General features: G+C 66.2%; 21 protein-coding genes and 3 other RNA genes. 10 read left to right on the plus strand and 14 right to left on the minus strand.

From position 1 onward, the window contains the following. Positions 1-68 precede the first annotated feature (68 nt). The 5 genes from ACCQ01_RS02845 to ACCQ01_RS02865 form a co-directional block, all read right to left on the minus strand. Positions 69-143, minus strand: a non-coding RNA gene (locus tag ACCQ01_RS02845) — sX9 sRNA. A 60-nt stretch (positions 144-203) separates the two neighbouring features. Beyond that, complete coding sequence (locus ACCQ01_RS02850) at positions 204-923, minus strand: DUF2894 domain-containing protein (RefSeq protein ID WP_228433853.1); 720 nt, start codon at positions 921-923, stop codon at positions 204-206. Next, positions 920-1,576 carry an OmpA family protein gene (locus tag ACCQ01_RS02855; protein WP_228417555.1) on the minus strand — a complete coding sequence of 219 codons (657 nt, stop codon included), beginning with the start codon at positions 1,574-1,576 and terminating at the stop codon, positions 920-922. The genes ACCQ01_RS02850 and ACCQ01_RS02855 overlap by 4 nt, the downstream gene beginning before the upstream one ends. Further along, positions 1,573-4,230 carry a DUF802 domain-containing protein gene (locus ACCQ01_RS02860; protein ID WP_228433855.1) on the minus strand — a complete coding sequence of 886 codons (2,658 nt, stop codon included), beginning with the start codon at positions 4,228-4,230 and terminating at the stop codon, positions 1,573-1,575. The genes ACCQ01_RS02855 and ACCQ01_RS02860 overlap by 4 nt, the downstream gene beginning before the upstream one ends. Positions 4,231-4,240: 10 nt before the next feature. After that, positions 4,241-4,975 (minus strand): DUF3348 domain-containing protein, encoded by a 735-nt coding sequence (locus ACCQ01_RS02865; RefSeq protein ID WP_228433857.1) that lies wholly within the window; start codon positions 4,973-4,975, stop codon positions 4,241-4,243. 527 nt (positions 4,976-5,502) lie between these two features. Here ACCQ01_RS02865 and paoC point away from each other — a divergent pair. The 4 genes from paoC to ACCQ01_RS02885 all read left to right on the plus strand — a co-directional run bounded on the left by paoC (position 5,503) and on the right by ACCQ01_RS02885 (position 9,203). Then, positions 5,503-7,716, plus strand: a complete 2,214-nt coding sequence (gene paoC, locus ACCQ01_RS02870; RefSeq protein WP_228433859.1) for an aldehyde oxidoreductase molybdenum-binding subunit PaoC — start codon at positions 5,503-5,505, stop codon at positions 7,714-7,716. A 597-nt stretch (positions 7,717-8,313) separates the two neighbouring features. Next, on the plus strand, positions 8,314-8,526 hold the full coding sequence (locus ACCQ01_RS02875; RefSeq protein WP_011038791.1) for a hypothetical protein: 213 nt from the start codon (positions 8,314-8,316) through the stop codon (positions 8,524-8,526). A gap of 277 nt (positions 8,527-8,803) precedes the next feature. Next, the gene (locus ACCQ01_RS02880) at positions 8,804-9,067 is read left to right on the plus strand and encodes a hypothetical protein (RefSeq protein ID WP_014506433.1); all 264 of its coding nucleotides are present in this window, start codon (positions 8,804-8,806) and stop codon (positions 9,065-9,067) included. A gap of 61 nt (positions 9,068-9,128) precedes the next feature. Beyond that, positions 9,129-9,203, plus strand: a non-coding RNA gene (locus ACCQ01_RS02885) — sX9 sRNA. Positions 9,204-9,575: 372 nt separating this feature from the next. Here the strand turns inward: ACCQ01_RS02885 and ACCQ01_RS02890 are convergent. After that, positions 9,576-9,803: a hypothetical protein gene (locus tag ACCQ01_RS02890; protein WP_014506434.1), complete on the minus strand. Its 228-nt coding sequence runs from the start codon at positions 9,801-9,803 to the stop codon at positions 9,576-9,578. Between the two features lie 9 nt (positions 9,804-9,812). Further along, positions 9,813-10,064, minus strand: coding sequence for a YkgJ family cysteine cluster protein (locus ACCQ01_RS02895; RefSeq protein ID WP_029217180.1), 252 nt, complete (start codon positions 10,062-10,064; stop codon positions 9,813-9,815). A gap of 502 nt (positions 10,065-10,566) precedes the next feature. On the opposite strand from ACCQ01_RS02895, the gene ACCQ01_RS02900 reads away from it, so the two are divergent. Continuing rightward, entirely contained in the window at positions 10,567-10,734 is a 168-nt protein-coding gene (locus tag ACCQ01_RS02900) for a hypothetical protein (protein ID WP_068573785.1), read from the plus strand. Positions 10,735-10,795: 61 nt separating this feature from the next. Further along, positions 10,796-10,869, plus strand: a non-coding RNA gene (locus tag ACCQ01_RS02905) — sX9 sRNA. Between the two features lie 114 nt (positions 10,870-10,983). On the opposite strand, the gene ACCQ01_RS02910 is transcribed toward ACCQ01_RS02905, so the two are convergent. Next, on the minus strand, positions 10,984-12,147 hold the full coding sequence (locus tag ACCQ01_RS02910; RefSeq protein ID WP_228433860.1) for a zinc-dependent alcohol dehydrogenase: 1,164 nt from the start codon (positions 12,145-12,147) through the stop codon (positions 10,984-10,986). Positions 12,148-12,388: 241 nt separating this feature from the next. Here ACCQ01_RS02910 and ACCQ01_RS02915 point away from each other — a divergent pair, with 241 nt between their 5' ends. Together ACCQ01_RS02915 and ACCQ01_RS02920 are read left to right on the plus strand one after the other, a co-directional pair. Next, a complete protein-coding gene (locus ACCQ01_RS02915) occupies positions 12,389-13,024 on the plus strand; it encodes a DUF4142 domain-containing protein (RefSeq protein WP_228433862.1) in 636 nt (211 codons plus the stop codon). Between the two features lie 61 nt (positions 13,025-13,085). Next, the gene (locus ACCQ01_RS02920; protein WP_228433864.1) at positions 13,086-13,265 is read left to right on the plus strand and encodes a DUF3606 domain-containing protein; all 180 of its coding nucleotides are present in this window, start codon (positions 13,086-13,088) and stop codon (positions 13,263-13,265) included. A gap of 748 nt (positions 13,266-14,013) precedes the next feature. Here the strand turns inward: ACCQ01_RS02920 and ACCQ01_RS02925 are convergent. From ACCQ01_RS02925 to ACCQ01_RS02950, 6 genes are all read right to left on the minus strand, one after another. After that, positions 14,014-15,798 carry an ABC transporter ATP-binding protein gene (locus ACCQ01_RS02925; protein ID WP_228433866.1) on the minus strand — a complete coding sequence of 595 codons (1,785 nt, stop codon included), beginning with the start codon at positions 15,796-15,798 and terminating at the stop codon, positions 14,014-14,016. Then, entirely contained in the window at positions 15,795-16,946 is a 1,152-nt protein-coding gene (locus ACCQ01_RS02930; protein ID WP_040941897.1) for a glycoside hydrolase family 1 protein, read from the minus strand. The genes ACCQ01_RS02925 and ACCQ01_RS02930 overlap by 4 nt, the downstream gene beginning before the upstream one ends. Before the next feature lie 93 nt (positions 16,947-17,039). Beyond that, the gene (gene glf / locus ACCQ01_RS02935) at positions 17,040-18,236 is read right to left on the minus strand and encodes a UDP-galactopyranose mutase (RefSeq protein ID WP_076039858.1); all 1,197 of its coding nucleotides are present in this window, start codon (positions 18,234-18,236) and stop codon (positions 17,040-17,042) included. Further along, positions 18,224-19,408: a glycosyltransferase family 1 protein gene (locus tag ACCQ01_RS02940; RefSeq protein ID WP_228433868.1), complete on the minus strand. Its 1,185-nt coding sequence runs from the start codon at positions 19,406-19,408 to the stop codon at positions 18,224-18,226. Before ACCQ01_RS02940 ends, glf begins: the two co-directional genes overlap by 13 nt. A 36-nt stretch (positions 19,409-19,444) precedes the next feature. Then, entirely contained in the window at positions 19,445-20,596 is a 1,152-nt protein-coding gene (gene galE, locus ACCQ01_RS02945) for a UDP-glucose 4-epimerase GalE (protein ID WP_228433870.1), read from the minus strand. Between the two features lie 378 nt (positions 20,597-20,974). Further along, complete coding sequence (locus tag ACCQ01_RS02950; protein WP_228433871.1) at positions 20,975-21,841, minus strand: glucose 1-dehydrogenase; 867 nt, start codon at positions 21,839-21,841, stop codon at positions 20,975-20,977. A 210-nt stretch (positions 21,842-22,051) separates the two neighbouring features. Here ACCQ01_RS02950 and ACCQ01_RS02955 point away from each other — a divergent pair, with 210 nt between their 5' ends. Together ACCQ01_RS02955 and ACCQ01_RS02960 are read left to right on the plus strand one after the other, a co-directional pair. Continuing rightward, positions 22,052-22,693, plus strand: a complete 642-nt coding sequence (locus ACCQ01_RS02955; RefSeq protein WP_228433873.1) for a DUF6766 family protein — start codon at positions 22,052-22,054, stop codon at positions 22,691-22,693. A gap of 102 nt (positions 22,694-22,795) precedes the next feature. Continuing rightward, complete coding sequence (locus tag ACCQ01_RS02960) at positions 22,796-22,981, plus strand: hypothetical protein (protein ID WP_012439371.1); 186 nt, start codon at positions 22,796-22,798, stop codon at positions 22,979-22,981. Positions 22,982-23,053 lie beyond the last annotated feature (72 nt).

Below are 23,053 nucleotides of genomic sequence, written 5' to 3' on the forward strand. Positions count from 1 at the left end.
GAAGGCGATAGTGTGCGCGACGCGATGGCGACGTGCATCACGCACATCGCATTCGTGCGGCTAAGCGCGGCTAACAAAACGTAGCGAGCAGTGGTCAGGTGGGTGCGGACGGCGCGGGGGAAACGGAATGTACGTGGGTACATGCCGATTCCGAGCGCCGGCCGCGCCCGCCTGGCGGCTGCGCAGTCGTTTTGATGGCTGCTCTAAGCGCGTCGCTTCGGCGCCGCGCTGCGGCTGCGTTTCTTGCCCGGCAATGCCGGTGCCGGCGCTTCGGTGGCCAGTGCGCCGCCGTGCTGCAGCTGCTCCATCCACGACAAGGCATCGACGTAGGCGAGGAAGTGCTGCAGATAGCCGGGCGCCTGCGCGCGCATCAGGCTGATGCACCGATGCACCAGCACGCTGGAATTGAGCGGGCCGGCATCGGCGGGCGCGTCCTGCAGCGATTGCCGCACCTGGCTGGCGGTGCGCACCGTGGCCCAGGTGCGGCGGAAGTCGTCCAGCGCCGGCAACTCGGGGAATTGCGGAGCATGCGCGGCATTGCCGGTGCTGCTGTCGCTGAGCAGTGCGGTGTGGCCGGCCATCTGCGTGAGCAGCTCGCTCAATGCCTGGCGTGCGGAGACCGGTGCAGGTGCAGGTGCAGGTGCGGCGCTGCGCTTGTTGCGCGCGCGCGATTTGGGCGCGGCTGCTGGTTCTGGCGGCGCAGGTACGGGCGCGGAGGCCGGCGCCGGCTGCATCGCCTGTGCATAGGCCGTCACCAACGCGGCAAGCTTGTCTTCCAGCACCTGACGCACGGCCGGCGGCTGCGTGGCGGCACGTGCCTGCAAGGTCTGCATCAGATGGAAGCGCACCGGGTCGCGCTGGTCGGCGCCTTGCGCGCGCCACTGTTCCAGCTGCGCCTGGGTGGATGACGCGGTGCGGCTCATCGTGGTGTAGCAGCAGCGGCAGCAGCGGTGGCCGACGGGCGCGGAATCGGCGCGATTTCCACACGGCGGTTCTTGGCGCGGCGCGTTTCGTCGGCATTGGAATCTACCGGCTGCTGCGAGCCGAAAGCGGCCGCGAACACCGAAGAGGCGGGCACGCCTTCGGCGATCAGCGCACGGGTGACGGTGAGCGCGCGTTGCGCGGACAGTTCCCAGTTGTCGGCATAGCGACGGTTGCTGTCCAGCACCGGGCGGTCGTCGGTGAAGCCGCTGATCATCAGGATCTCTTCGCGCGACACCAGGTACTCGGAGAGTGGCGCGGCCAGGCTCTTCAATACCTCGCGGCCTTCCGGCTGCAGTTGATCGGAATTGAGCGCAAACAGCACGCTGCCGCGGATGCCGATGCGGCCGTTGACCAGGGTGACGCGGCCGGCGGCCAGCGGTGCGGCCAACGCCTGTTCCAGGGTCTTGCGGCGCTGCGCTTCGGCCTGGCGCTGCTTGACCTCGTCGTCCAGGCGGCTGGACAGCTGCAATTGCACGCCGATCACGCCGACCAGGATCAGCACGAACGCGCCCAGCAGCACCGACATCAGGTCGCCGAACGCGGCCCAGATCGGTGCGGCGGATTCGCCATCGAGGTCGATCTCATCGCTCATGCCGGCTGCGCTCCATTGGCGTCCAAGCGGCGGTCATCGAGCAGGCGCAGTTCTTCGATGATCTGCTTCTGCGAAAGCATGCTCAGGTCCACTACTTCGCGCGCCTGTGCCACGTAATACGCCAGCTGATCGTCGCTGCGCGCCTGCGCTGCATCCAGTGCGCCGGCGATGTGCTGCAGGCGGTCGTTGAGTTCGCCGGTAGAGGTGCTGAACAACTGCACCGCGTGTCCGAACGCATCGCCCAGGCTGGCCACTTCCACCGCGCTGCCGGTGACCTGCGCGGCCACCGCTTCGAGCTTGCTGGTCTCGGTGCCGATCTGTTCGGTGAGTTGGCTGCCCACACGCTGCAGCAGATCGGCCGAGGTGCTGACCAATGCATCGACGGCGACGCGTTGTTCGGTGGAAGCGTGATTGACCGCGTTGAGCAAGGTGTCCAGCGTGGCGAGCAGGCGGCTGCGCTCTTCCAGCATCGCGGTGTCGCGCACCATGCTTTCGGAGAGGTTCTGGCGCAGCTCGGCCACCACGTCGGCAGCGGCCTTGGGGGCTTCGGCGGCGATCTGCATCAGGCGCGACACTTCGGCGATGGTGGCGCTGGCCTGTGCCTGCGCCTGCGTGGAGAGCTCGCTGGCGGTGGCGGCCAGGGTGTCGCAGATGGCCTGTTGCTGCTGCGCCACTTGCTGGCCGGTGTGTTCCCATTGCGCGCTCAGGCGCGTGCTCATCGCGGTGAAGCGCTCGCTCCACAGCGCCAGGCGGGTGTCGTCGCGTGCTTCCAGTGCGGCCTGCAAGTCAACATGCGCCTGCTGCAGCGTGCCGATCAACGCGGCGGCGTGCGCCTCGCTGCTGGCGGTGGCTGCGCTCAGTGCGCCCTGGTGCTGTGCGGCCAGCTCCGCGCTGGCCTGCTGCTGTTGCGCCAGCGCGGCATTCCAGGCATCGGCGGTCTGGCTGCTGGACTGTTCCAGGCGCGCGGACACCGCATCCACCAAGGCTTCGGAGCGTGCTTCAAACGTGCTGGCGAAGTGCGTCAGCGTGGTGTGCAGTGCATCGGTCAGGCTCTGGTTGGCGCGTTGCTGTTCGCTCGCTGCCGCCGCCCAGGTCTGCGCGGCAGTGGCGGTGCTGGCGGCAAAGCCGGTGCTGAGCCCGTCGAGCTGTTGCTGCACCGCCTGGCCCACGCCGTCCTGCAGCGTGGTGCTGTGCTCGGCAATCTGCTCCAGCGTGCGCTGCAACTGCGCGCTGAGCGCCTGGGTGGACTGCTGGTGTTCGGCCAGCACCGCGGCCCAGCCTGCGGCCGCCGCGGCGGTGCTGTGCGCAACGCCATCGTTGAGCGCAGCCAGTTGCTGCTGCACCGCCTGGCCAAGGTTGTCCTGCAGTGCGGTGGTCTGCGTGGCGAGTTGTGCGAGGGTGCTCTGCAGTTGTTGTGTGAGCGCCTGCTGGGCCTGTTCCTGCGCGGTGAGCGCGGCCTGCCAGTTGGCAGCGGCAGCGCTGGTGCTGCGTTCGAATCCGTCTGTCAGCACGCCCAGCTGCTGCTGCACGGCCTGGCCCACGCTGTCCTGCAGGGCGGTGGTCTGCTGCGCCATCTGTGCGAGCGCATGCTGCAGCTGTTCGGTCTGCGCCTGCTGCGCACGTTCCTGCGCGGTCATCGCCGTGCTCCAGTGCGCGCTGGCGGCACTGGCACTGTGCGCAAAGCCGGTGCTGATGCCTTCCAGCTGCTGCTGCACCGCGTCGCTGATGCGCGCATGCAGGGCGGTGGTTTCCTGTGCGATGCCGGCCATGGTGGCGGCCATCGCCGGCTGCAATGCATCGCCCACTGCGCGGGCGCTGTCGGCCACACCGGCCTGCAATGACTGCTGCAGGGAGTCGGCCAGGCGCAGGTAGGCGGTTTCAGTGCGCGCGTGAAAGTCGGCCTGCTGCGCGGTGAGCCGTGCATCGGCGGCGGCGCTGTGCTGCTCGATGCTGGCCATCAATGCCTGCAGGCGGTCGATCAGGGCCGGCATCAGCGCGCTTTGTTGCTGCTGCAGCTTGAAGGTCTCGCCGCGCTGGTGCGCGTCCGAATACGGGTGCAACGCAGTGGCGATCTTCAGGTCGAGCTGTTGCACGGCCTGCAGGCGCTCACGCCGGCACAGCGCCGACAGCAGCCCGAGCATGGCCGAGGTGGCAACGCCGGCGATGGAGGTGCCGAATGCGAATGCCAGGCCTTCGACCGGTGCGGCCAGCGAGCCGCGGATGGCCTGTAGGTCGGTGGCGCTCTGCAGCGCAAAACCAGTGCCCTTGAGCGTGGCCATCATGCCAAGCAGGGTGCCGAGCATGCCCAGCAGCACCAGCAGGCCGACCAGGTACGGCGTGAGCACCGGCGCCGGCAGCGCCACGCGTTCGCCCTGGATGCGCAGGCGCACCGCGTTGCGCAGCCCGGCGGGCACGGTCTGCAGCCAGTCGGCCAGCGCCGCGGGTGCGCTGCTCACACCTTCGAGCGCCTGCTCCAGCGCAATGGTGGCCTGGCGGTAGCGGTACAGCTCCAGCGCACCGGCGATGTAGCAGGCACCGATGACCGCGGCGACCAATGCGCCGAGCGGGTTGGAGCCGAGGTAACCGATGCCGACCCAGCACACCGCCAGCAGGCCGACAAGAAACACGAAAACGGACACGAGAGTTCTGAACATGACGTCCCAATTAGCGGGTGCGAAGCGCTGCAAGCAGGCCTTCGATAGGGTGAAAACGAACTTCCAGTTCGGCGAGCAACACGCTCTGCAAATCGTTGCGGAACACGTCCAGCCAGGCATCCGAGCCGGGGCGTGCTGGCGCGGTGTCGGTGTCTTGCGCGGGATAGTGCGCCGCGCGCAGGCGTTCGAAATGGGTGCCGAGCAGGGTAGGCACGGTGGCCAGCAGGCTCTGCTCGCGCGGGCTGAGGGTGAGTTCCATCACCGCGTCCACTTCGGCCAGGCGCGCCATCTCGCCGTTGCCCGATTGCGCCAGCATGTCGCGCAGCCGGCCGCGCAAATCGCCGGTGGTGCTGCGCATGCCGCGCTGCATGGCCAGGTAGTGCTGCCGGAACGGCGCGTAGTCGGCCAGCGGTGCGGGGGCGCCTGCGGCCGCGGCGGCGCGGGCTTCGCTGCGCAGCCGGGTGAGCAGCGTGTCCAGCTCGGTCACGCAACTGGTGGCCAGGCTGGCGCGCAGGCGCGCGCAGTCGTCGGCACCGATGGCGTTCACCTCGGGTAGCGTCTCGGCGTCGGGCAGCTTGCCGTCCAGTGCCTTGGACACGGCAACGGCGCGCGTCCAGTCGATCCACTGGCTCAGCCGATCGGCCAGCGCGTGGTTGGACTGCGCGACGTGAACGTCGGTGAGGCGAGCGAGCAGGCGAATGAACGCCGGGCCCGAGAGGGGCGCCCGTGGAGGAGCTTTCGCCATTCTTCCGGTCAAAGACCGCGCATTTTACACGGGAATGACAGCCGCTCCCTTTGCCAGGGCGGGCGGGCGCTGCGGCGGGCGGTGGCGTTCATGGAGGGGGAATCGGGAATGGGGAATGGGGAATGGGGAATGGGGAATGGGGAATGGGGAATGGGGAATGGGGAATCGTCGGGGCGCGGGGAGATGGCGGGGAGATGGGAGGGGGATGGGAGGGGATGGGCTTTCCTCCAGGCGGCTGCTTGACCATGCAAGCTTTGCCGGTCGCAGCGCGGGCAATGTCTGTGGGGAGAGGCAGCCATTGCCCGCAGCGCGTGCATCCGGCCGATTCATGAGGCCTGTTCATGACCCCATGCCGGGAAATGGGCTCCGGGCGGCGCCTGCGTTTGCTACAAACGGGTAGGCATTGGCGGCTGTCCGAGCCGCCGCGTGCGCCGGCTGATTCGGGCCGATCTGGCAGTGCCAGGCCCTCGCCAGCGCCCAGGCGCGCGGTGGCGCGCAGCCCGCCCGTCCCCCTCAGGAGCACCCACATGAAGTTCGATACCCCCGCAGGCGCCACGCCCGCCGACCAGCTCAAAGTGCTGGGCCAGCCGGTCGACCGCGTGGACGGGCCGCTCAAGGTGACCGGGCAGGCCCGCTACGCCTATGAATGGCATGACCAACCCGGGCAGATGGCCTACGGCTACATCCTCGGCGCGGCGATCGGCAAGGGGCGCATCACCGCACTGGACACTGCCGCCGCACTCGCCGCGCCCGGGGTGATCGCGGTGCTTACCCACCAGAACGTGCCCGCGCTGGGCACCGGCGACTTCTATGTGCAGCGCTTTCTGGCCGCGCCGCAGGTGGACCACTACCACCAGGCGGTGGCAGTGGTGGTGGCAGAGACCTTCGAACAGGCCCGCGCCGGTGCGGCGCTGGTGCGGGTGCGTTATGCGCGCGAGCGCGGGCAGTACGACCTGGCAGCCCAGCAGGCCAGCGCCCGGGTGGCGCCGCAGGCGCCGTTCGGCGGGCCGCCACAGACCGCGCAAGGTGATTTTGCTGCGGCCTATGCCGCCGCGCCGTTCACCGTGGATGCCACCTTTCGCACACCCGACCAGGCGCACGCGATGCTGGAGCCGCACGCCACCATCGCGCGCTGGGAGGGCGAGCAGCTGATCTGTCACACCGCGATCCAGCAGATGAACTGGGGCACGCGCGATCTGGGCAAGGCCCTGGGCGTGCCCAAGGAGCGCATCCGGCTGCTGTCGCCGTTCATCGGCGGCGGCTTCGGTGGCAAGGGCACCGCGCAGGCGGATCTGGTGCTGGCGGCGCTGGCCGCGCGCATCACCCGGCGGCCGGTCAAGCTGGCCCTGCAGCGCCCGCTGATGTTCAACAGCACCATCCACCGGCCGGCGACCATCCAGCGCCTGCGGCTGGGCGCCGACGCCGACGGGCGGCTCACCGCGATCGGCCATGAAAGCTGGTCCGGCAATCTGCGCGGCGGCCGCAGCGAGCCCACCACCTTGTCCACGCGCGCGCTATACGCCGGCGCCAACCGCATGACCGCGGTGCGGCTGGCAGTGCTGGACCTGGCCGAAGGCAATGCCATGCGCGCGCCCGGCGAGGCGCCGGGGATGATGGCGCTGGAGGTGGCCATGGACGAACTGGCCGAACGCGTGGGCATGGACCCGGTGCAGCTGCGCATCGTCAACGACACCCAGGTGGACCCGGAACAGCCGCAGCGGCCGTTCTCCACGCGGCCCTTCATCGCGTGCCTGCGCAGCGGCGCGCAGCGCTTCGGCTGGTCGCGGCGCAACCCCACGCCGGCCAGCGTGCGCGACGGCCGCTGGTTGATCGGCATGGGCATGGCCGCAGCCATTCGCGGCGCGCCGATCTCCAAGGCCGCTGCGCGTGCGCGGCTGGACCGCAGCGGCACGCTGACCATCGAAACCGACATGACCGACATCGGCACCGGCAGCTACACCATCGTGGCGCAAACCGCGGCCGAGCTGCTCGGCCTGCCGCTGCACCAGGTGGTGGTGCGGCTGGGCGATTCCAGCTTTCCGGAAACGCCCGGTTCCGGCGGGCAGCAAGGTGCCGCCTCGGTGACTGCCGGCGTGTATGCCGCCTGCATGCAGCTGCGCGAGACGGTGGCGCAGCGCCTGGGCATGCCGGTGGACCAGGCCCGCTTTGCCGACGGCCAGGTGCACGCCGGCACGCGTTCCATTGCGCTGGCGCAGGCGGCCGCCGGCGGCGAGCTGGTGGCCGAAGACGCGATGGAGTTCGGTACGCTCAAACAGCAGTACGCGCAGCAAACCTTCGGCGCGCATTTCGCCGAGGTTGCGGTGGATGCCGACACCGGCGAAATCCGCGTGCGTCGGTTGCTGGCGGTGTGCGCGGCCGGGCGCATCCTCAACCCCAAGACCGCACGCAGCCAGGTGATCGGCGGCATGGTGATGGGCGTGGGTGCGGCGTTGATGGAAGACATGGTGGTGGACACCCGGCTGGGCTTTTTCGTCAATCACGACCTGGCCGGTTACGAGGTGCCGGTGCATGCGGATATCCCGCATCTGGAGGCGCATTTCATCGACGAGGTGGACCCGACCATGTCGCCGTTGAAAGCCAAGGGCGTTGGCGAACTGGGGCTCACCGGCGTGGCGCCGGCGCTGGCGAATGCGGTCTACAACGCCACCGGCATCCGCGTGCGCGACTACCCGATTACGCTGGACAAGTTGTTGGCGCAGTTGCCGCGACGGGCGGGATGAGTGGGGGTTACGCGTGGTGTGGTGCGGCAGTGCGCAGTGAGCTGATTGCGTCGTGATCTGCATCGGTCGCAGGTGTTGCCGGAGTTGTCTTGCGACGAAGCCGCCGCAAGATGCAGTCCTGGCACAGCGGCCTGACCGGGGTTTAGACGTGCTGCATTTGAGTGGGCAAGTAGGGTGTTCGCCAACGCACTTGAAGCGGCAAATTCGTTCATTCCAAACGCAGATGTGTGGCCAGGCGGTTCGAGATCCGAGCAGTAGCTTGGGAAGCTGCAGCGCGTGTCGCGAGTGCTCGCACTACGAGCAGATGCGAGCGTGCCTGCGGGCCATGCAGCTGATTCCACAGTTGAGTGCGCCTGTCCCGTCAAGGATGCCGTTGGATAAAGCGGATCGACAAGCGTTGTTGCAGATGTGTCCTGTATGTCAAAAAGCGCCGCAGAATCGCAGCGTTTGCGGCCGCAGACACACCGTTTCAGCCATTGCAAAGCCAGCAATTTAACCAATTCAGGTTCGCCGCCGCTGTCGCCTGGCGGACCCGGTTTTGTAAGGTGAACGGGTATAAGCTGCGGGCCGGGGACATTCCCCAACGAGGTAAACACAATGGACCGCTCTGACATGCAAGTGTCCGATCTGCTGGTCTTGGAGCTGCAAGGGTTCCACGACGCCTATGGCAGTGGACCGGACTTCTGGGACGCTTATCAACGCATCATGACCACCGCCGCACAGGCCGGTGGCGACGTCATCGCGCTGGCCAACGAAATGGCTGCGCTGGCACAAGGCCTCGGCGCGGTCGGCCGCGCGCAGCTGTTGTAATCCGCTGAGCGCGCATAGCGCCGCTGCGTAGCGTCATGCGCGCGCTACCGCCACACGGCTCACTCCACGCTGCCGCAGTGTTCACGCCTGCCTGCGGCGCCCGCTTCTAGACTCAATGCAATCGATGGCACGCGCTGGTGGAAACACGGGCGCTGCCAGTCGGGGCGTCGTCTGGCAACCGTGCAGTGCACCGTTGCCATTGCATGCGTCCGTTTGCGCAGCGCGCCGCCCCAACCCGCTGGATGCGACCAGTCCCGCCATGTTGAGGAGTACGGTCGTGAACGAAGAAGAAGGGTGCGTGCGTCTGCATCTGGTGGGCGGCCCGCAGGATGGACAGACGCTGCAGGCCGATTCGGCGCCGGAACTGTTGATCCCCGAGGGGTATCAGATTTCACCGTGGCCGGGCGGCGAGTTCGGCATCCACTGGCGGCACGAACTCAATCTGGCCTGCCCGCATGATTCGATGCCCGAAGGCGATGTGCATGACGCGCTGGGCGTGCACTGGCGGCGGTATCTGGTGCTGCGGCGGCAGGAGGACTAAGAGCAGCTATCAAAACGAATGCGCAGCCGTCAGGCGAGCGCGGCCGGTGCTCGGAATCGGCATGTACCCACGTACATTCCGGTTCCTCCGCGCCGTCCGCACCCACCTGACGACTGCTCGCGACGTTTTGTTAGCCGCTCTAAGCGGGCAGGGCGCTGTTCGACCCGGCATTCCGCGGCGCGAGCGGGGGATTGCTGCAGCCATTGTCGTTGAGGTTTCGCTTGGTCATTGCGCGACTGTTTGCCCGCAATGCGCTTGATGACGTTGAACGGCCGTGCCTGCCCTGGTCGTGCCAAGTGCAGCGGATTTCCCGCTGGCCGGCTCGTCTAGCAGAAACGGCACAGCCTGCAGCGAGGTTCAACGCTTGATGTTGGTGACAGGCACTGTGCGCGGCAGTGGTGCGGCGCAGGCAGCAGATGCATCGGTAGGCGCAGCGACTGTTCGCCTCAACCGCAACGCGCGTACGGCACGACAGCGGCGCCTGGCCGGCTGTCGTCTTGCGGCGTGCTTATTCCGCGTCCGCGTCCGCGGCGGCCTTGGCGGGCGCAGCTGCTGCAGCCGGGGTCTCCGGCGCGCCACGCTTCTTTTCACGGCGCAGCGGCGTGTCGCCCAGGCGCTCGATCGCACCGCCGGATTTCTGGAATTCTTCCAGATCGGCGGCCAGGCGCTGTTCGGACAAGCGCGGCTTGCCAGGCTGGTTGCTGACGGTCATCGACTGGCGGCGGGAATTATTCATCGCAAATCCTCATGCGTTGTAGAGCGTCAAGGGAATGCCCCGCCGGCGTTGATCGTCGTAGGTGGCACGCACGTCGCGGCAATACGGCCCGGACATGACGAAGCGACGGCAGATCGCCGGGCGCGTTTCGTAGATGGAGCAACACATGCGCGCGGCATCAATGGCCACGCACCAGCCTTCCTCGTCGCGCGCCATCACGTGCCAACCTTCCGGTGTCACGCTGGTCAGATGGTGTGGGATGCGGTCGGTTGGATCGACCAGGACGGTGAGCCGGCAACAGACGGCGTCGCAGCGTTCGCAGAGATTCTTGATGGAAAAGGCCAGAAAGATGAGGAGGCGACACCGGACTCCGGCCGCCCTTGCACCATACACCCTGGGCGTATCCGGGTGTGAACCGTACCCGGGCGGCAGCTGTCTCAGACACGTTAGGCGGCGCATTGGCGTGGATGTAGATGGCATTGCGCTTGATCGCCTGGGTGCCGAATTGAAAGCTGCGCCGATGCACAGCGCCGCACGTGCATGCTCCGCATGCAATGCGCCGGCCAGGGCTCCGATGCCGCGATCCACAGCGTGCGAGCAAGGCCAGCTGCGTCCATCGCCTCGTGCTGGGAGTGCGGCGATGCCAAGCGCCACGCTCCAGCCAATCGGCAACGCGTTGTGTTTGTGCAGCACATGCGAAGGCGGTTTTCACTGCCATCGGCGATGCGCGGCCGTAGCGTGTGCGAGTACGCGGGTCTGTCTACCCGCCCTGCAGGAGAACCCCATGAGCACATCCCATTCGACCCCGTCCACGCACGCCGCCAACACGCAGCACGAGCAGGCGCACGAGGAGGACAAAAAGCAGGACGAGCGCCAGGACGAAGCGGTGGAAGAAACGTTCCCGGCCAGCGATCCGGTCTCGCCGTTCGTACCGGCCAAGGCGCCGGACTAAGCGCCGCTATCCAAACGACCGCGCAGCAGCCAGGCGGGCGCGGCCGGTGCTCGGAATCGGCATGTACCCCCGTACACGCCGGTTTGTCCGCGCCATCCGCACCCACCTGAAGACTGCGCGCTACGTTTGTTGGCAGCTCTAAAGCAGTCCACGCGCGCTGTACGCGTCACTCAGCATCAAAGATAGGAACGACAACGGCGCGGCCCTCAGGGACGCGCCGTTGCGCTTTCTGCGGGATGCGTGTGCCGATCAGGGCGTCAACACCACCTTGCGGCAATCGTCCTGCTTCTTGTCGAACACCTCGTAGCCACGCGCGGCCTCGGCCAGCGGCAATCGGTGCGAGATGATGGCGCTGGGCTTGAGCTCGCCATTGCCGATGTGCTCCAGCAGGTAGGGCATGTGCTTCTGCACGTGGGTCTGGCCCATCTTGAAGGTGAGCCCCTTGTCGAACGCATCGCCAAACATGAAGGCATGGATGAAGCCGGCATACACGCCGGGCACGCTCACCGTGCCGCAGCGGCGGGTGGCGGCGATGCATTGGCGCAACGCCACGCCGCTGCTGCCTTCCAGCTTCAAGGTGGTCAACGCGGTTTCCAGCGCACTGCCTTCGGCTTCGAACCCCACCGCCTCGATGCTGGCATCCACGCCGCGGCCATCGGTCTGCGAGACGATGATGTCGGCCGGGTCGTCGATCTCGTCGAAGTTGATCGGGATGACACCGTAGGTGCGTGATGCGAAGTCCAGCCGGTAAGCGTGGCGGTCGACCATGAACACCCGTTCGGCGCCCAGCATGCGGCAGCACGCCGCCGCCATCAGGCCGACCGGGCCAGCGCCGAAGATGGCCACGGTGGACCCCTGCTTGACGCCTGCGTCCACCACCGCCTGGTAGCCGGTGGGCAGGATGTCGGAGAGGAACAGCACCTGCTCATCGTGCAGAGCATCGGGCACCACCAGCGGGCCGACATTGGCCTTGGGTACGCGCACGTATTCCGCCTGCCCACCAGACAAACCGCCATAAAGATGGCTGAAGCCAAACAATGCCGCAGGCGGGCGCATGTCTTTGTGGTTGAGCGCCGCACCCTTGCCGGTGTTGGTGGTTTCGCAGGCCGAAAATTCCTGCAGCAGGCAGTGAAAGCACTGGCCGCACGCCACCACGAACGGAATCACCACGCGGTCACCCGGACGCACTGCGGTGACATCCGGGCCGACCTCTTCCACGATGCCCATGAATTCGTGGCCGAGAATATCGCCAGGGCGCAGGTCGGGAATCTTGCCGTGATACAGGTGCAGGTCCGAGCCGCAGATCGCGGTGGCGGTCACCCGCAGGATCAGGTCATCGCGTTCCACCAGCAACGGGTCGGGTACCGTTTCAACCCGCACATCGCGCGAGCCGTGATAGTTGAGGGCGAGCATGCAGTTCTCCGTGAGCGCCGGCGGTCAGCGGCAACCCACGCAGTGTTGGCGGCGCGGCGTTAAAAACGTCAGCACGGCGCGTGCGTGTGATGTGGACGCGCACGCGCAGCGACGCGGTGTTGATGCGCAGGTCACGCGTGGCTAACCCTGCCGCTCGCAGGCTGGATCGACTCGCACGGTGGCTGTAAGCAGCTCGCGCCGCTGGCCATCTTCGACAATCCACACTCTCCAGGAGACCGCAATGGGAAGCATCTTGAAGCTCGTGACCGCCGGCGCCGTGGGCGTCATCGCCTACAAGGCCTGGCAGCGCCGCCAGGGGTCGGCGACTGATACGCAGCAGGGCGATACGCAGCAGGACGGCAGCACGCCGCCGCACGGCGACCCGTTGCGCGGTGCCCTGCAGAATGACGCCCAGCGCGATACGCAACACGGGGCAGGCGGTCGCGCGCAGGCGCTCGGTGCGTTGTCGGTCTTCCACGAGCAGGAGCGCACCCTGGCGCAGCTGGCCGTCACCAAGGGCGTGGTGGGCGAGGTGCTGGAGTTCGCCCGCAAGATGGACCAGGCGCACAGCGCCGCCCTCACCGACCTCAGCCGCTTCGGGCCGGATCGCAGCAGTGCGCAGGCCAAGTCCACGCTTGCCCAGTTCGAAACCGGGCGCAAGCGTCTGGACGGATTGCATGCACAGGAGTTCGAGCGCGAATACCTGCAGGCATCGGTGATCAGCCATGAAAAGGCGCTCGCCGTACTGGACGCGCAGGTCAGCAGCGAGCCGGGCTCCAGCGACCTGGGCAAGGAGCTCAAGCGCGAGCGCGACATGATTGCCGAACACCTGGAGCATGCGCGCGGGCTCAAGGCCAAGCGCACGCAGACCCATTGAACCCAGACCCATTGACCTGACTACCAGCGCATCCGGCAGACATACGCCAACGGAATACGCCATGAGCACAGCAGACGCAAACCGCAAACCCACCGACATGGAACACGTGAGCATCAGCGAGGAGTGGGAGCTGCAATATTGGGCCCGCGAACTGGGTATGTCTGAAGACGATCTGCGGGCTGCGGTCGAGGAGGTCGGCACCGTCACCACCAAGCTGCGGGATTATCGGCCGCCGCATTGAGCGGTGTGTGATGTCTGCTTGCAGGCTGTGCCTGGCCGAGCTGTAGGTGAGTGTTGCCGGGTGCCTGCTGGGTTGATCAGTAGTGGAAGTGATGGGAAACAAGGGCGGCCACGGTCGCCCTTGTTCTTTTTGCGTAGGCAGATCGCATTCGAGGGCATCGATTGCATCCAGATCACTGCACGTGCGTGTGCACCACGAGCCGTGAAGGTTCTTGCCTCTTACATCCTCGTGTTCGTTCGACCACCAAAGTCATGAGAGATTGCTGCATACCGGTACTCGCCCTGTGCTCGGCTATGTGACGATTTGCTGCGCTGTTGTGATTCTGATGGTGGCTTAGCGTGGCGTCGTCAGATACCGGGACCGATCCCAAAGCGCAGGCAGCGCGCCCCGTAGCTGGCAGCCGCGGGCATTAAAAATCGCGGAAGCTCTGCCCGATCCGACGCGACGTCGGTTCATGGCCCACTCGTCGCTCAGTCCCCTGGTGGGCTGCGGGCAGCACTCGCTGATGCTAGAGAAGCCGCTCGAAGGCGGAGATGGCAGGGCAACGTTTCGCATTCGCATCCTGCCTGTGCCGCCTCGTCTTAACTGAGGCCGCTTCGTCTCGCTGAGTGATCCAACTGTGTCTGCGTGTACCGGGCGCCACGCCCCGGAAGTAGGCTTGCGCTGCTGCCACGCTTCTCAAAGCCGAAGCTCTACTTCAGCCCCGTAAAGCTCAGCAACGCAAGCCTGCGCGCAGCCATACCGCCCCTCACGCATCCTCCGCCACCGGCTGTTCGAAGCCCGCCGCCTGGCGTTGCCATAGGCTGTCGAACACGCCGCCGCGTCCGCGCAGTTCGGCCGGGCTGCCGTCTTCGACGATGCGCCCGTCCTGCAGCACCACGATGCGGTCGAAGCCGATCACTGTGGACAAGCGGTGGGCCACCGCCAGTACCGTGCGGCCGCGCATCAGGTGGTCCAGTGCGGACTGGATCTCTGCCTCGGATTCGGTGTCCAGCGCGGAGGTGGCTTCGTCGAGGATCAGGATCGGGGCGTCCTTGAGGAACGCACGCGCAATGCCCAGGCGTTGCCGCTGGCCGCCCGACAGCATCACGCCGCGCTCGCCAACCAGCGTGTTGTAGCCCTGCGGCAGTTCGCGGATGAAGCCATCGCAGAAGGCGTGCCGTGCTGCGGTGTGGACCTCGGCATCGCTGGCTTCCGGGCGGCCGTAGCGGATGTTGTCGGCGATGCTGCGGTTGAATAGCGCGGTTTCCTGCGGCACCACGGCAATACGGTCGCGCAGGCTGTCCTGGCTCACGCTGCGGATGTCCTGGCCGTCGATCAACACACGGCCCGATTCCACATCGTCCAGCCGCTGGATCAAGGCGATCAGCGTGGACTTGCCGGCACCGGATGGGCCAACGATGCCCACCTTCTGCCCGGCAGGAATGTGCAGGTCCAGCGCCTCGATCACTGCCGGGCGGTCCGGGTAGGCAAAGCGCACGCCTTCAAAGCGCACGTCGCCTTCGGCCAGCGCCAGCGGTGCATCGGCATCGGGCAGGGCGTGTGGCTGCAGGATGATCTGCAAGGTATCGGCGATGGCGCCCAGCTGCTGCGTGGTGTCGACCAGGGTCAGCGCCAGGTCGCGTGAGCCGTGCAGGATGCGGAATGTCAAGGCGCTGACCAGCACCACATCGCCGGCACTCACCGCGCCGCCGCGCCAGGCGCTGATCGCCCAGATCAGCATGCCGCCCGCCATGATCGACAGGCAGATGTCGTGGATGACGCGGGCCTTTTCCACATACATCCAGCTGCGCCGGTGCGCGACCGCCTCGTGGCCGATTTCCTGCGCCAGGCGCGCACTCTCGCGGTCGCGTGCAGCAAAGGCCTTGATCGTCCACACGTTGGACACCGCATCCACCAGCTCGCCGCCCACGCGTGCGGCCTGCGCGGCAAAGCGCTGATGCTTGGCACGGCCGCGGATGCCGAAGCCGGTGATGATCGCGGCCACCACCGCCACAAACCCAATCAAAGTGGCGGCCATGCGCCAGTCCACGGTGAACAACACCACGATGGCGCCGATGAAGTCGACGATGGGCGGCAGGATCTTCCACGCCAGGCCGCCATAGATCTGCCCGGCGGCTGTGCCCAATGCAGTGATGCGGTTGCCCAGCGCACCGGCAAAATGCTCGGTGAAATAGCGCATCGGGTGGCCGGTGAGATGGCGGAATAGGTCCACCCGGATATCCACCACGCTGGCCACCACGGTGCGGCAACCCAACCAGCCGCCCAACCGCCAGAACAGGTTTTCCACCGCAATCAACCCGATGAACAGGCCCAGCGGCGTCCACACATCGGCCTGGGTGCGCTGATCGGTGGACATCGCATCCACCAGCAGCTTCATGCCGTACTGCACCGCGACCGCGCAGCCGGCCGCGCCGATGATCAACACCAGCAGCCCACCGAAGTGCCACGGACGTTGGCAGATGTAGTGCCACAGAAAACGTGCCGGCCTGGCCGGCAGCAACTCCGATTGCGCAGCGGCGGTGGTACTCATGTGGCGATGTCGTCCAGGGCAAACTGTGGTGCGGAGAACCCGAAGCGCACCTGTTCGTGGCGCAGCTGCGCGGCCAGTTCGGCATGCACCTCGCGCTCGCCGGCCGCATCGGCGTAGCCGAGCAGCCCGGTGGGGCAGTGACGGTTGTTCTCCCAGCCGGGGTAGTCGAGCACTGGATACAGGCACAGCCCTTCCATCGCCACACCGCGCTGCAGCGCCAGCGCCACTTCGCCGCCCACGTGATCGAGCCAGCGGGCGCGGTGGTCGCCTTCGGCGCCGGTTTCTGCCACCACGATGGGGCGTTGATAGCGCTGCCAGATCTCGCCAAGCATCTCCGAGAACGGGCGGTAGTCAGGCGAATCTGCCGCGATGGTGGCCCCGCCCAGATACCACTGATTGTTGGAGTAGTAGTTCACGCCAATCATGTCCAGATACTGCGGCGCGCCGCCCAGGCCCGGCCATTGCGTGCCGCACAGCATGTCCCAGGCTTCGAACTGCGCCTGCCGCAGACGTTCGGCTTCGCGCCGTGGCCCGGGGCGGTCGTTGGACGCGGCCACATGGATCGCCGGGTCCACCTGCACGAAGCGCGCGCGCGGCTCCACGCTGCGCACCGCCTCGATCGCGGCGATGCTCGCGCGCACCAGTTGGTGCTTGAGCTCGAAGCCACGCCCGCGCGCCAGTGGATGCATGCGGCCCTGATCGCCACCGGCCCAGGCCCAGTACGAAATCTCGTTGAGCGGTGCATACACCGGCACCGCGTCGGTTTCGTTCTTGACGCACTGCGCCACCGCAGCGCTGAAACGCGCAAAGCGCTCCACGAATTGCGGGCGCCAGATATCCACGTCATCCGGCCACCCGTAATGGCACAGGTCCCAGATCACCTGGGTGCCGGTGGCCTGCGCGGCATGCAGCATCGGCAGGAAACTGGACCAATCGTAGTGGCCGGGCCGCTGCTCGATCAGATGCCAGCGCAGCCCGTCGCGTACGGTGCGCAAGCCATGCGCGGCCACCGCGCGGTAGTCGTTGGCCGCCCAGCGATCGTGCCGGGTGCCGGCAATCAGATCGAGCCGGCGGCCATCGCGGCGGCGATGGGTCGAGCACTCGAAACCGGCCATGAAGAAACTGTCGAACACTGTGGGGGTATGCATCTCACATCCTGCTGCACGACGCGCGCCGGAGCCACGTCGCATCGTCAAACCACTGGCCGGCAGCAAGTGGCTGCCGGTTGGTGCGGTCATGCCTCATGCGGCGAGTTCGGCGCGGCGCTTGTGCTCGGCATCTTCGATGCGCTTGTACAAGGCCAGTGCCTGCCCCACCACCTGGTCCATGTTGTAGTACTTGTAGGTGCCCAGCCGGCCAAGGAAGGTGACGTTAGGCGTTTCCGCGGCAAGCCGCTCGTAACGCCGGTACAGCTCGGCGTTTTCCGCACGCGGAATAGGGTAGTACGGGTCGCCCTCGGCAGACGGGTATTCGTGGGTGATGCTGGTCTTCGGGTGCTGCTGGCCGGTGAGGTGCTTGTACTCGGTGATGCGGGTGTAGGCCACCTCCTCGGCCGGGTAGTTGACCGTGGCCACTGCCTGAAACTGCTCCTGGTCCACGGTGCTGTGTTCGAACTTCAACGAGCGATACGGCAGCTTGCCGTAGCAATAGTCGAAGTACTCGTCGATGGGCCCGCAGTACACCAGCTGGTGGTAGTCGAGCTCGTCGCGGATCTCGCGGTAGTCGGTATTGAGCATGACCTTGATGTTGGGGTGGTCGAGCATGCGTTCGAACATGCGCGTGTAGCCGTGCAGTGGCATCTGCTGGAAGGTGTCGGTGAAGTAGCGGTCGTCGTCGTTGGTGCGGGTGGGCACGCGCGAGGTCACCGACTTGTCCAGCTGCGAGGGATCCAGCCCCCACTGCTTGCGCGTATAGCCACGGAAGAAGGTCTCGTACAGTTCGCGGCCCACCTGGTTGATCACCACGTCTTCGCTGGTACGGATCTCGGCCACCGGTTCGGCGCGGCTGGCCAGGAAGGCGGCGGCTTCTTCTTCGCTACGCAACTGCAGGCCGTAGAGTGCGTTCAAGGTGGTCATGTTGATCGGGATCGGTACCTGCTGCTCGCCCACCTGCGCCAGCACGCGGTGTTCGTACGGCCGCCACTGGGTGAAGTTGGACAGGTAGTCCACGATGCGCTGCGCATTGGTGTGGAAGATGTGCGGCCCATAGCGGTGGATCAGCACGCCCGCATCGTCGTGGAAGTCGTAGGCGTTGCCGCCGATGTGCGGGCGGCGGTCGACCACCAGCACGCGCTTGCCCAGGCCGGCAGCCAGGCGTTCGGCCAGCACGCTGCCGGCAAAGCCGGCGCCGACAATCAGGTAATCGAAACCACGCCGGCGGCTGCCGCCGCTGCGCTCGGTGGCCAGCGGTGCGCCGCCGGAAGCCTTCAGGGTGTCCATGTGATCTTCTCCTTCATCAAATCGTAGGTGTGATCCCAGGACATATCGCCCAGCACCGCGTCGGCGCGTTCCAGCAGCTGTTCGCGGTTGGCGCTGTCCTGCAACGCGGCCTCGCAGGCGGCGATGAATTCAGATGGGGTCTCGGCGATGTGCACTACATCGGTATCGCCGTAGGTGCGCACCACATCGTGGATGGGCGTGGACACCACCGGGCAGCCGCCCGCCAGGTATTCGGGCGTCTTGGTCGGGCTGATGTAGCGCGTGGAGGCGTTCAACGCGAACGGCATCAACGCCACGTCCCAGCCGGAGAGATAGCCGGGGAGTTCGTCGTAGGTCTTGCCGCCCAGGTAGTGGATGTTGTTGGCACGCGGCAGCTCGGCCGGGTCGATCTTCACCACTGGGCCGATCATTACGAACTGCCACTGCGGGCGCCGCGCGGCGATCTCGCCCAGCAACGCCACATCGAAACGCTCGTCGATCACGCCGTAGAAGCCCAGGCGCGGGTGCGGGATGTCGGCCTGATCCGGTGGGTCGTCCTGCGCAGTGCGCGCAGCGGCGAAATGCGCCACGTCTACGCTGCTCGGGAACGGGTGCGCATTGGCGTGCAGGGCGCGCTTGGCTTCCCAGATGCTGTAGCCGCCGGTGAACACCACATCGGCGCGCTGCAACAGCTCGCGTTCGCGCTGCACCAGCTCCGGCGGCGCGCCACGGAAGGCGGATAACTCGTCCATGCAGTCGTAGACCACCGTGCGTGCCTGCAGGTGATCGCTGAAGCGCAGGCTCATCGGCGTGTAGTACCACAGCACCAGATCGCGCACGCCCAACTCGGCTAGGTAGCCGTCCAGCAACTGGCGCTGCACCTGCGTGGCGGCGTCGCCTTCACAGCCGGCCGGCAGCCGCGGCACCAGCACCTGCACGCCGCCTTCTTCGCCACGCACCTGCAGCCAGGGCTCGGGCTCGTCGCAGGCAATAGGTTCTTCCCAGAACAGTAGGTTGGCGTCTTGCGCGAAGCGCGACATCAGATGTTGCGGGCGCTGGTAGACAAAACTCCAGCGCAGGTGCGACAGGCACAGCAGGGTCGGGCGTGTGGCATCGAACTGCGGTGTGGTCGCCGATGGCACGGCACGGCGGCTCTTGCCGATGTCGTATTGAAAGTGTCCAGCCCAACTCATGCAAGGTCCTCGATTCGGGGGAAGGGGAATGGCGCCTCAGGCGCCGGAATGCCCGTGTGCGGGCAGCAAGGCACGTGCGGGCTCGTGACGGCGGCGGCCATCGCTGCCGGGCAGCAGCTTGCGCAGCGGCGCCACGCGTTCGCCCATCGGCGTGGTGGCGCGCGGGCGCACCAGGCGCGACTGCGCATAGCCTTCCGGATGCAGCGACTGCCAGCGCCAGGTATCGGCACACATGCGCTCCAGGTCGTACTGCGCCTTCCAGCCGAGCAGTCGGTTGGCCAGCGCGGTGCTGGCGTAATACACCGCCACGTCGCCATCGCGGCGCGGGGCAAACTGCAGCGGAATGTGCCGCCCGCTGGCCCGCTCGAAGGCGGCGGCAACTTCCAGCACGCTGTGGCCCCGGCCGGTGCCCAGGTTGACCACCAGCCCCTGGCGCTCGTGGTGCAGATACTCGATGGCATCCACATGCGCGCGCGCCAGATCCATCACGTGCAGATAGTCGCGCACGCCGGTGCCGTCCGGGGTGGGGTAGTCGTCGCCGAACACCTGCAGCGCATCGCGGCGGCCCACTGCCACCTGGGCGATGTACGGCATCAGATTGTTCGGCACGCCACGCGGGTCTTCGCCGAGATATCCGCTGGGATGCGCACCCACCGGGTTGAAGTAGCGCAGCAGTGCGGCGTTGAATTGCGGCCAGGCCGCGCTCAGGTCGCCGATCATTTCTTCCATCATCAGCTTGGTGCGCCCGTACGGGTTGATCGCCTTCAACGGCGCGCGTTCCTCGATGGGGCTGGTGTTCTCGTCGCCGTACACGGTGGCAGACGAACTGAACACCAGGTTGGCCACCCCCGCAGTGCGCATCGCGCGCAGCAGCGCCAGCGTGCCGGTGACGTTGTTGTTGAAGTAGCGCAGCGGCTCGCGCACCGATTCGCCCACCGCCTTGAGCGCCGCGAAGTGGATCACCGCCTCGATCCGCTCGCGCTGCATCAGCTCGGCGAGCTCGGGCGCACGCACGTCCATGCAATGAAACGCCGGGCGCGCGCCAATCAGATGGGCCAGGTGATCGAGCACGCGTTCTGATGAATTACTCAGATTGTCGACGATGCAGATCTCATGTCCGCGCCGCGCCAATTCAACGCAAGTGTGGGAGCCAATGTAGCCGGTACCGCCGGTGACCAGGATTCTCATTGCTGTGGGCCTTGTGGGGGCGCGGGCGCGCGAGCTAGCCAGTGGCGCGTGCTGCGCCGGATCGCACGTCCGGGTGCGCATGTGTGATGGCCCTGATTCCCAAGGCGCACTGCTTCACCGCCGCGTGGTGCCTGCGGCAAGAAGTGGCAACGCGGAAGAGGTCATGCATCACGATCCAGTGGTGTCTACGGTATGGATCGCGCCGTTAGAAGAAACGCAACAGCAAGTATGCGCAGCGCGAGTGCGGCCTTGACCGGAAAATCACGCACGGACGTGGCTGCCAGATGCAGTGTCTGATGTGCGCGCATCTGCAGTGATACGCAAACAAAAACGCCACTCGAGTGAGTGGCGTTGTAGAACGCAGATACGCTGTGTTGGTCAGAGCGTGACCGCACCACCGGAGATGGTGAGTAAGGTGCCGGAGGTGTAGCTGGCGGTATCGGAGGCCAGCATCACGTAGGCCGATGCAAGCTCCACCGGTTGGCCGGGGCGGCCCATCGGCGTTTGCGAGCCGAAGCTTTCCACCGATTCTTCGTCCATGCCGGCGGGAATGAACGGTGTCCAGATCGGGCCCGGCAGCACCGCATTGACGCGGATCTGCTTTTCGGCCAGCACGCCGGCCAACCCGATGGTGAGATTGGCCAGCGCACCCTTGGTTGCGCCATAGGGAAGGATGTTTGGCGTGGGCTTCTTGGATTGCACCGAAGCGGTATTGATGATGGAACCGCCGTCCTTCATCAACGGCACCGACAAGCGCACCAGGTTGAACACTGCGTGCACATTGGTATCGAAGGTCTTGCGCCACTCGTCCAGGGTGATTTCTTCGAAGCTTTGGAAGTACTTCTGGTAGCCGGCGTTGTTGACCAGGATGTCCAACCCGCCGAATTCGCTGTTGACCTTGTCGATCAAGGACGCAGCCTGGTTGGGGTCGCTGATGTCGCAGCCCACCAGCAGTGCGCGCACGCCGGCTTTTTCGATCAACGCACCGATGCGTGATGCGTCTTCCTGCTCATCCGGCAGGAAGGCGATGGCCACATTCGCGCCTTCGCGTGCGTAAGCGATGGCCACGGCGGCGCCAATGCCGCTGTCGCCACCGGTGATCAACGCGCGTTTACCTTTCAGCTGCCCGTGGCCCACATAGCTGTCTTCGCCGTGATCCGGGCGCGGGTCCATCTTGTCGGTCTTGCCGGGGAAGCCTTGCTGCTGCGGCTTGAATGGCGGGCGCGGGTAGTTGGGCACGGGCATGGTGATCTCCTGACGGGGAAGGAAGCTGGACGGTCAGTGTGGCCACGCAGAAGTAAATATCGGGCATAGGCGATGTCGCCGCGATGTGTGTTGGCTACGCACACCGCCGCGCGGCACTCACTCGCTGCTGATTGCGGCGGTTCACCACGCAGTATTCATGCGTTTTTGCTGTGCTTGCTCGAATACTTTCGGTATCAGAGGAGCGTACAGATGATCTTTCGTCGTCATGGTTTGTCGTTGTGTCTGCTTGGGCTGGCGCTGTTGTTTATCGCCGCACAGGTGTATGCGGGGTTGCATGCCTATAACAAGGAACTGGCACAGTTGGGCCATGCAACCGTGACGCTGGGCCAGTACCTGCGCAGCGGGCACTTCATCTCTGCGTTGTTTGAAAACTGGGAAAGCGAATTCCTGCAGATGGGCATGTATGTGCTGCTCACCGTCAAGCTGCGCCAGGTAGGCTCGGCCGAATCGCGGCCGCTCGATCCTGATGAAGAAACGAGCGAGATTGCACCGGGCCGCATCCCGTGGCCGGTGCGCAAGGGTGGCCTGTGGTTGCGCCTGTACGAGCACTCGCTGGCCATCGCCTTCGGTGTGCTGTTCCTGCTGAGCTTTGTGCTGCATCTGCTGGGAAGCTGGCGGCTGGAACTGGCCGAGCGCGCGCAGCAGGGGCTGCCACCGATCAGTTTGCTGCAGCACTTCACCGACGCCGCGTTCTGGTTCGAGTCGATGCAGAACTGGCAGAGCGAATTTTTGGCGGTGTTCTCGCTGGTGGTGCTGACCATCTGGTTGCGGCAGAAGGACTCGCCGCAATCCAAGCCGGTGGCCGCACCGCATTCCCAGACCGGTGGCTGATGGGTGCTGCCTTCACGCAACGCTACTGCACCTTCACCCTTCGGCAATGCGCGCGTGCCTAGCGTTGAGCACAACAACACCTGTGTCCAGAGCGGAGTGCATATGGGGACCGAACCAAAAAAACCGTGGGGTCCGGAAGACGACCAGAAGAAGCCGTTCACGCCACAGGAGCGGCGCAACGAGGACGTCAAATGGAAGGAGCACGACATGCCCGATGAAGACCGTGACGTCAACAAGGCCGACCCGGAGCACGATTACGAGCGCCCGGACGGCTCCGAACGGCGCTGACCGCAACGCCTCGGTGCAACGAACGACGCCCGCATCGCGCGGGCGTTTTTTCATGTGGCGGAAAATGCAACG

Source organism: Xanthomonas sp. NCPPB 4037, from assembly GCF_041475695.2.
Taxonomy (GTDB): domain Bacteria; phylum Pseudomonadota; class Gammaproteobacteria; order Xanthomonadales; family Xanthomonadaceae; genus Xanthomonas; species Xanthomonas campestris.

What these genes read in the sequence shown, in the direction of transcription:
- ACCQ01_RS02865 (WP_228433857.1), bottom strand. Translation starts at nt 4,975, where the DNA reads ATGGCGAAAGCTCCTCCACGGGCGCCCCTCTCGGGCCCGGCGTTCATT.
- ACCQ01_RS02860 (WP_228433855.1), bottom strand. Translation starts at nt 4,230, where the DNA reads ATGTTCAGAACTCTCGTGTCCGTTTTCGTGTTTCTTGTCGGCCTGCTG.
- ACCQ01_RS02915 (WP_228433862.1), top strand. Translation starts at nt 12,389, where the DNA reads ATGGGAAGCATCTTGAAGCTCGTGACCGCCGGCGCCGTGGGCGTCATC.
- ACCQ01_RS02855 (WP_228417555.1), bottom strand. Translation starts at nt 1,576, where the DNA reads ATGAGCGATGAGATCGACCTCGATGGCGAATCCGCCGCACCGATCTGG.
- galE (WP_228433870.1), bottom strand. Translation starts at nt 20,596, where the DNA reads ATGAGAATCCTGGTCACCGGCGGTACCGGCTACATTGGCTCCCACACT.
- ACCQ01_RS02850 (WP_228433853.1), bottom strand. Translation starts at nt 923, where the DNA reads ATGAGCCGCACCGCGTCATCCACCCAGGCGCAGCTGGAACAGTGGCGC.
- ACCQ01_RS02900 (WP_068573785.1), top strand. Translation starts at nt 10,567, where the DNA reads ATGAGCACATCCCATTCGACCCCGTCCACGCACGCCGCCAACACGCAG.
- ACCQ01_RS02940 (WP_228433868.1), bottom strand. Translation starts at nt 19,408, where the DNA reads ATGAGTTGGGCTGGACACTTTCAATACGACATCGGCAAGAGCCGCCGT.
- glf (WP_076039858.1), bottom strand. Translation starts at nt 18,236, where the DNA reads ATGGACACCCTGAAGGCTTCCGGCGGCGCACCGCTGGCCACCGAGCGC.
- ACCQ01_RS02950 (WP_228433871.1), bottom strand. Translation starts at nt 21,841, where the DNA reads ATGCCCGTGCCCAACTACCCGCGCCCGCCATTCAAGCCGCAGCAGCAA.
- ACCQ01_RS02875 (WP_011038791.1), top strand. Translation starts at nt 8,314, where the DNA reads ATGGACCGCTCTGACATGCAAGTGTCCGATCTGCTGGTCTTGGAGCTG.
- ACCQ01_RS02925 (WP_228433866.1), bottom strand. Translation starts at nt 15,798, where the DNA reads ATGAGTACCACCGCCGCTGCGCAATCGGAGTTGCTGCCGGCCAGGCCG.
- paoC (WP_228433859.1), top strand. Translation starts at nt 5,503, where the DNA reads ATGAAGTTCGATACCCCCGCAGGCGCCACGCCCGCCGACCAGCTCAAA.
- ACCQ01_RS02920 (WP_228433864.1), top strand. Translation starts at nt 13,086, where the DNA reads ATGAGCACAGCAGACGCAAACCGCAAACCCACCGACATGGAACACGTG.
- ACCQ01_RS02960 (WP_012439371.1), top strand. Translation starts at nt 22,796, where the DNA reads ATGGGGACCGAACCAAAAAAACCGTGGGGTCCGGAAGACGACCAGAAG.
- ACCQ01_RS02930 (WP_040941897.1), bottom strand. Translation starts at nt 16,946, where the DNA reads ATGCATACCCCCACAGTGTTCGACAGTTTCTTCATGGCCGGTTTCGAG.
- ACCQ01_RS02955 (WP_228433873.1), top strand. Translation starts at nt 22,052, where the DNA reads ATGATCTTTCGTCGTCATGGTTTGTCGTTGTGTCTGCTTGGGCTGGCG.
- ACCQ01_RS02910 (WP_228433860.1), bottom strand. Translation starts at nt 12,147, where the DNA reads ATGCTCGCCCTCAACTATCACGGCTCGCGCGATGTGCGGGTTGAAACG.
- ACCQ01_RS02890 (WP_014506434.1), bottom strand. Translation starts at nt 9,803, where the DNA reads ATGAATAATTCCCGCCGCCAGTCGATGACCGTCAGCAACCAGCCTGGC.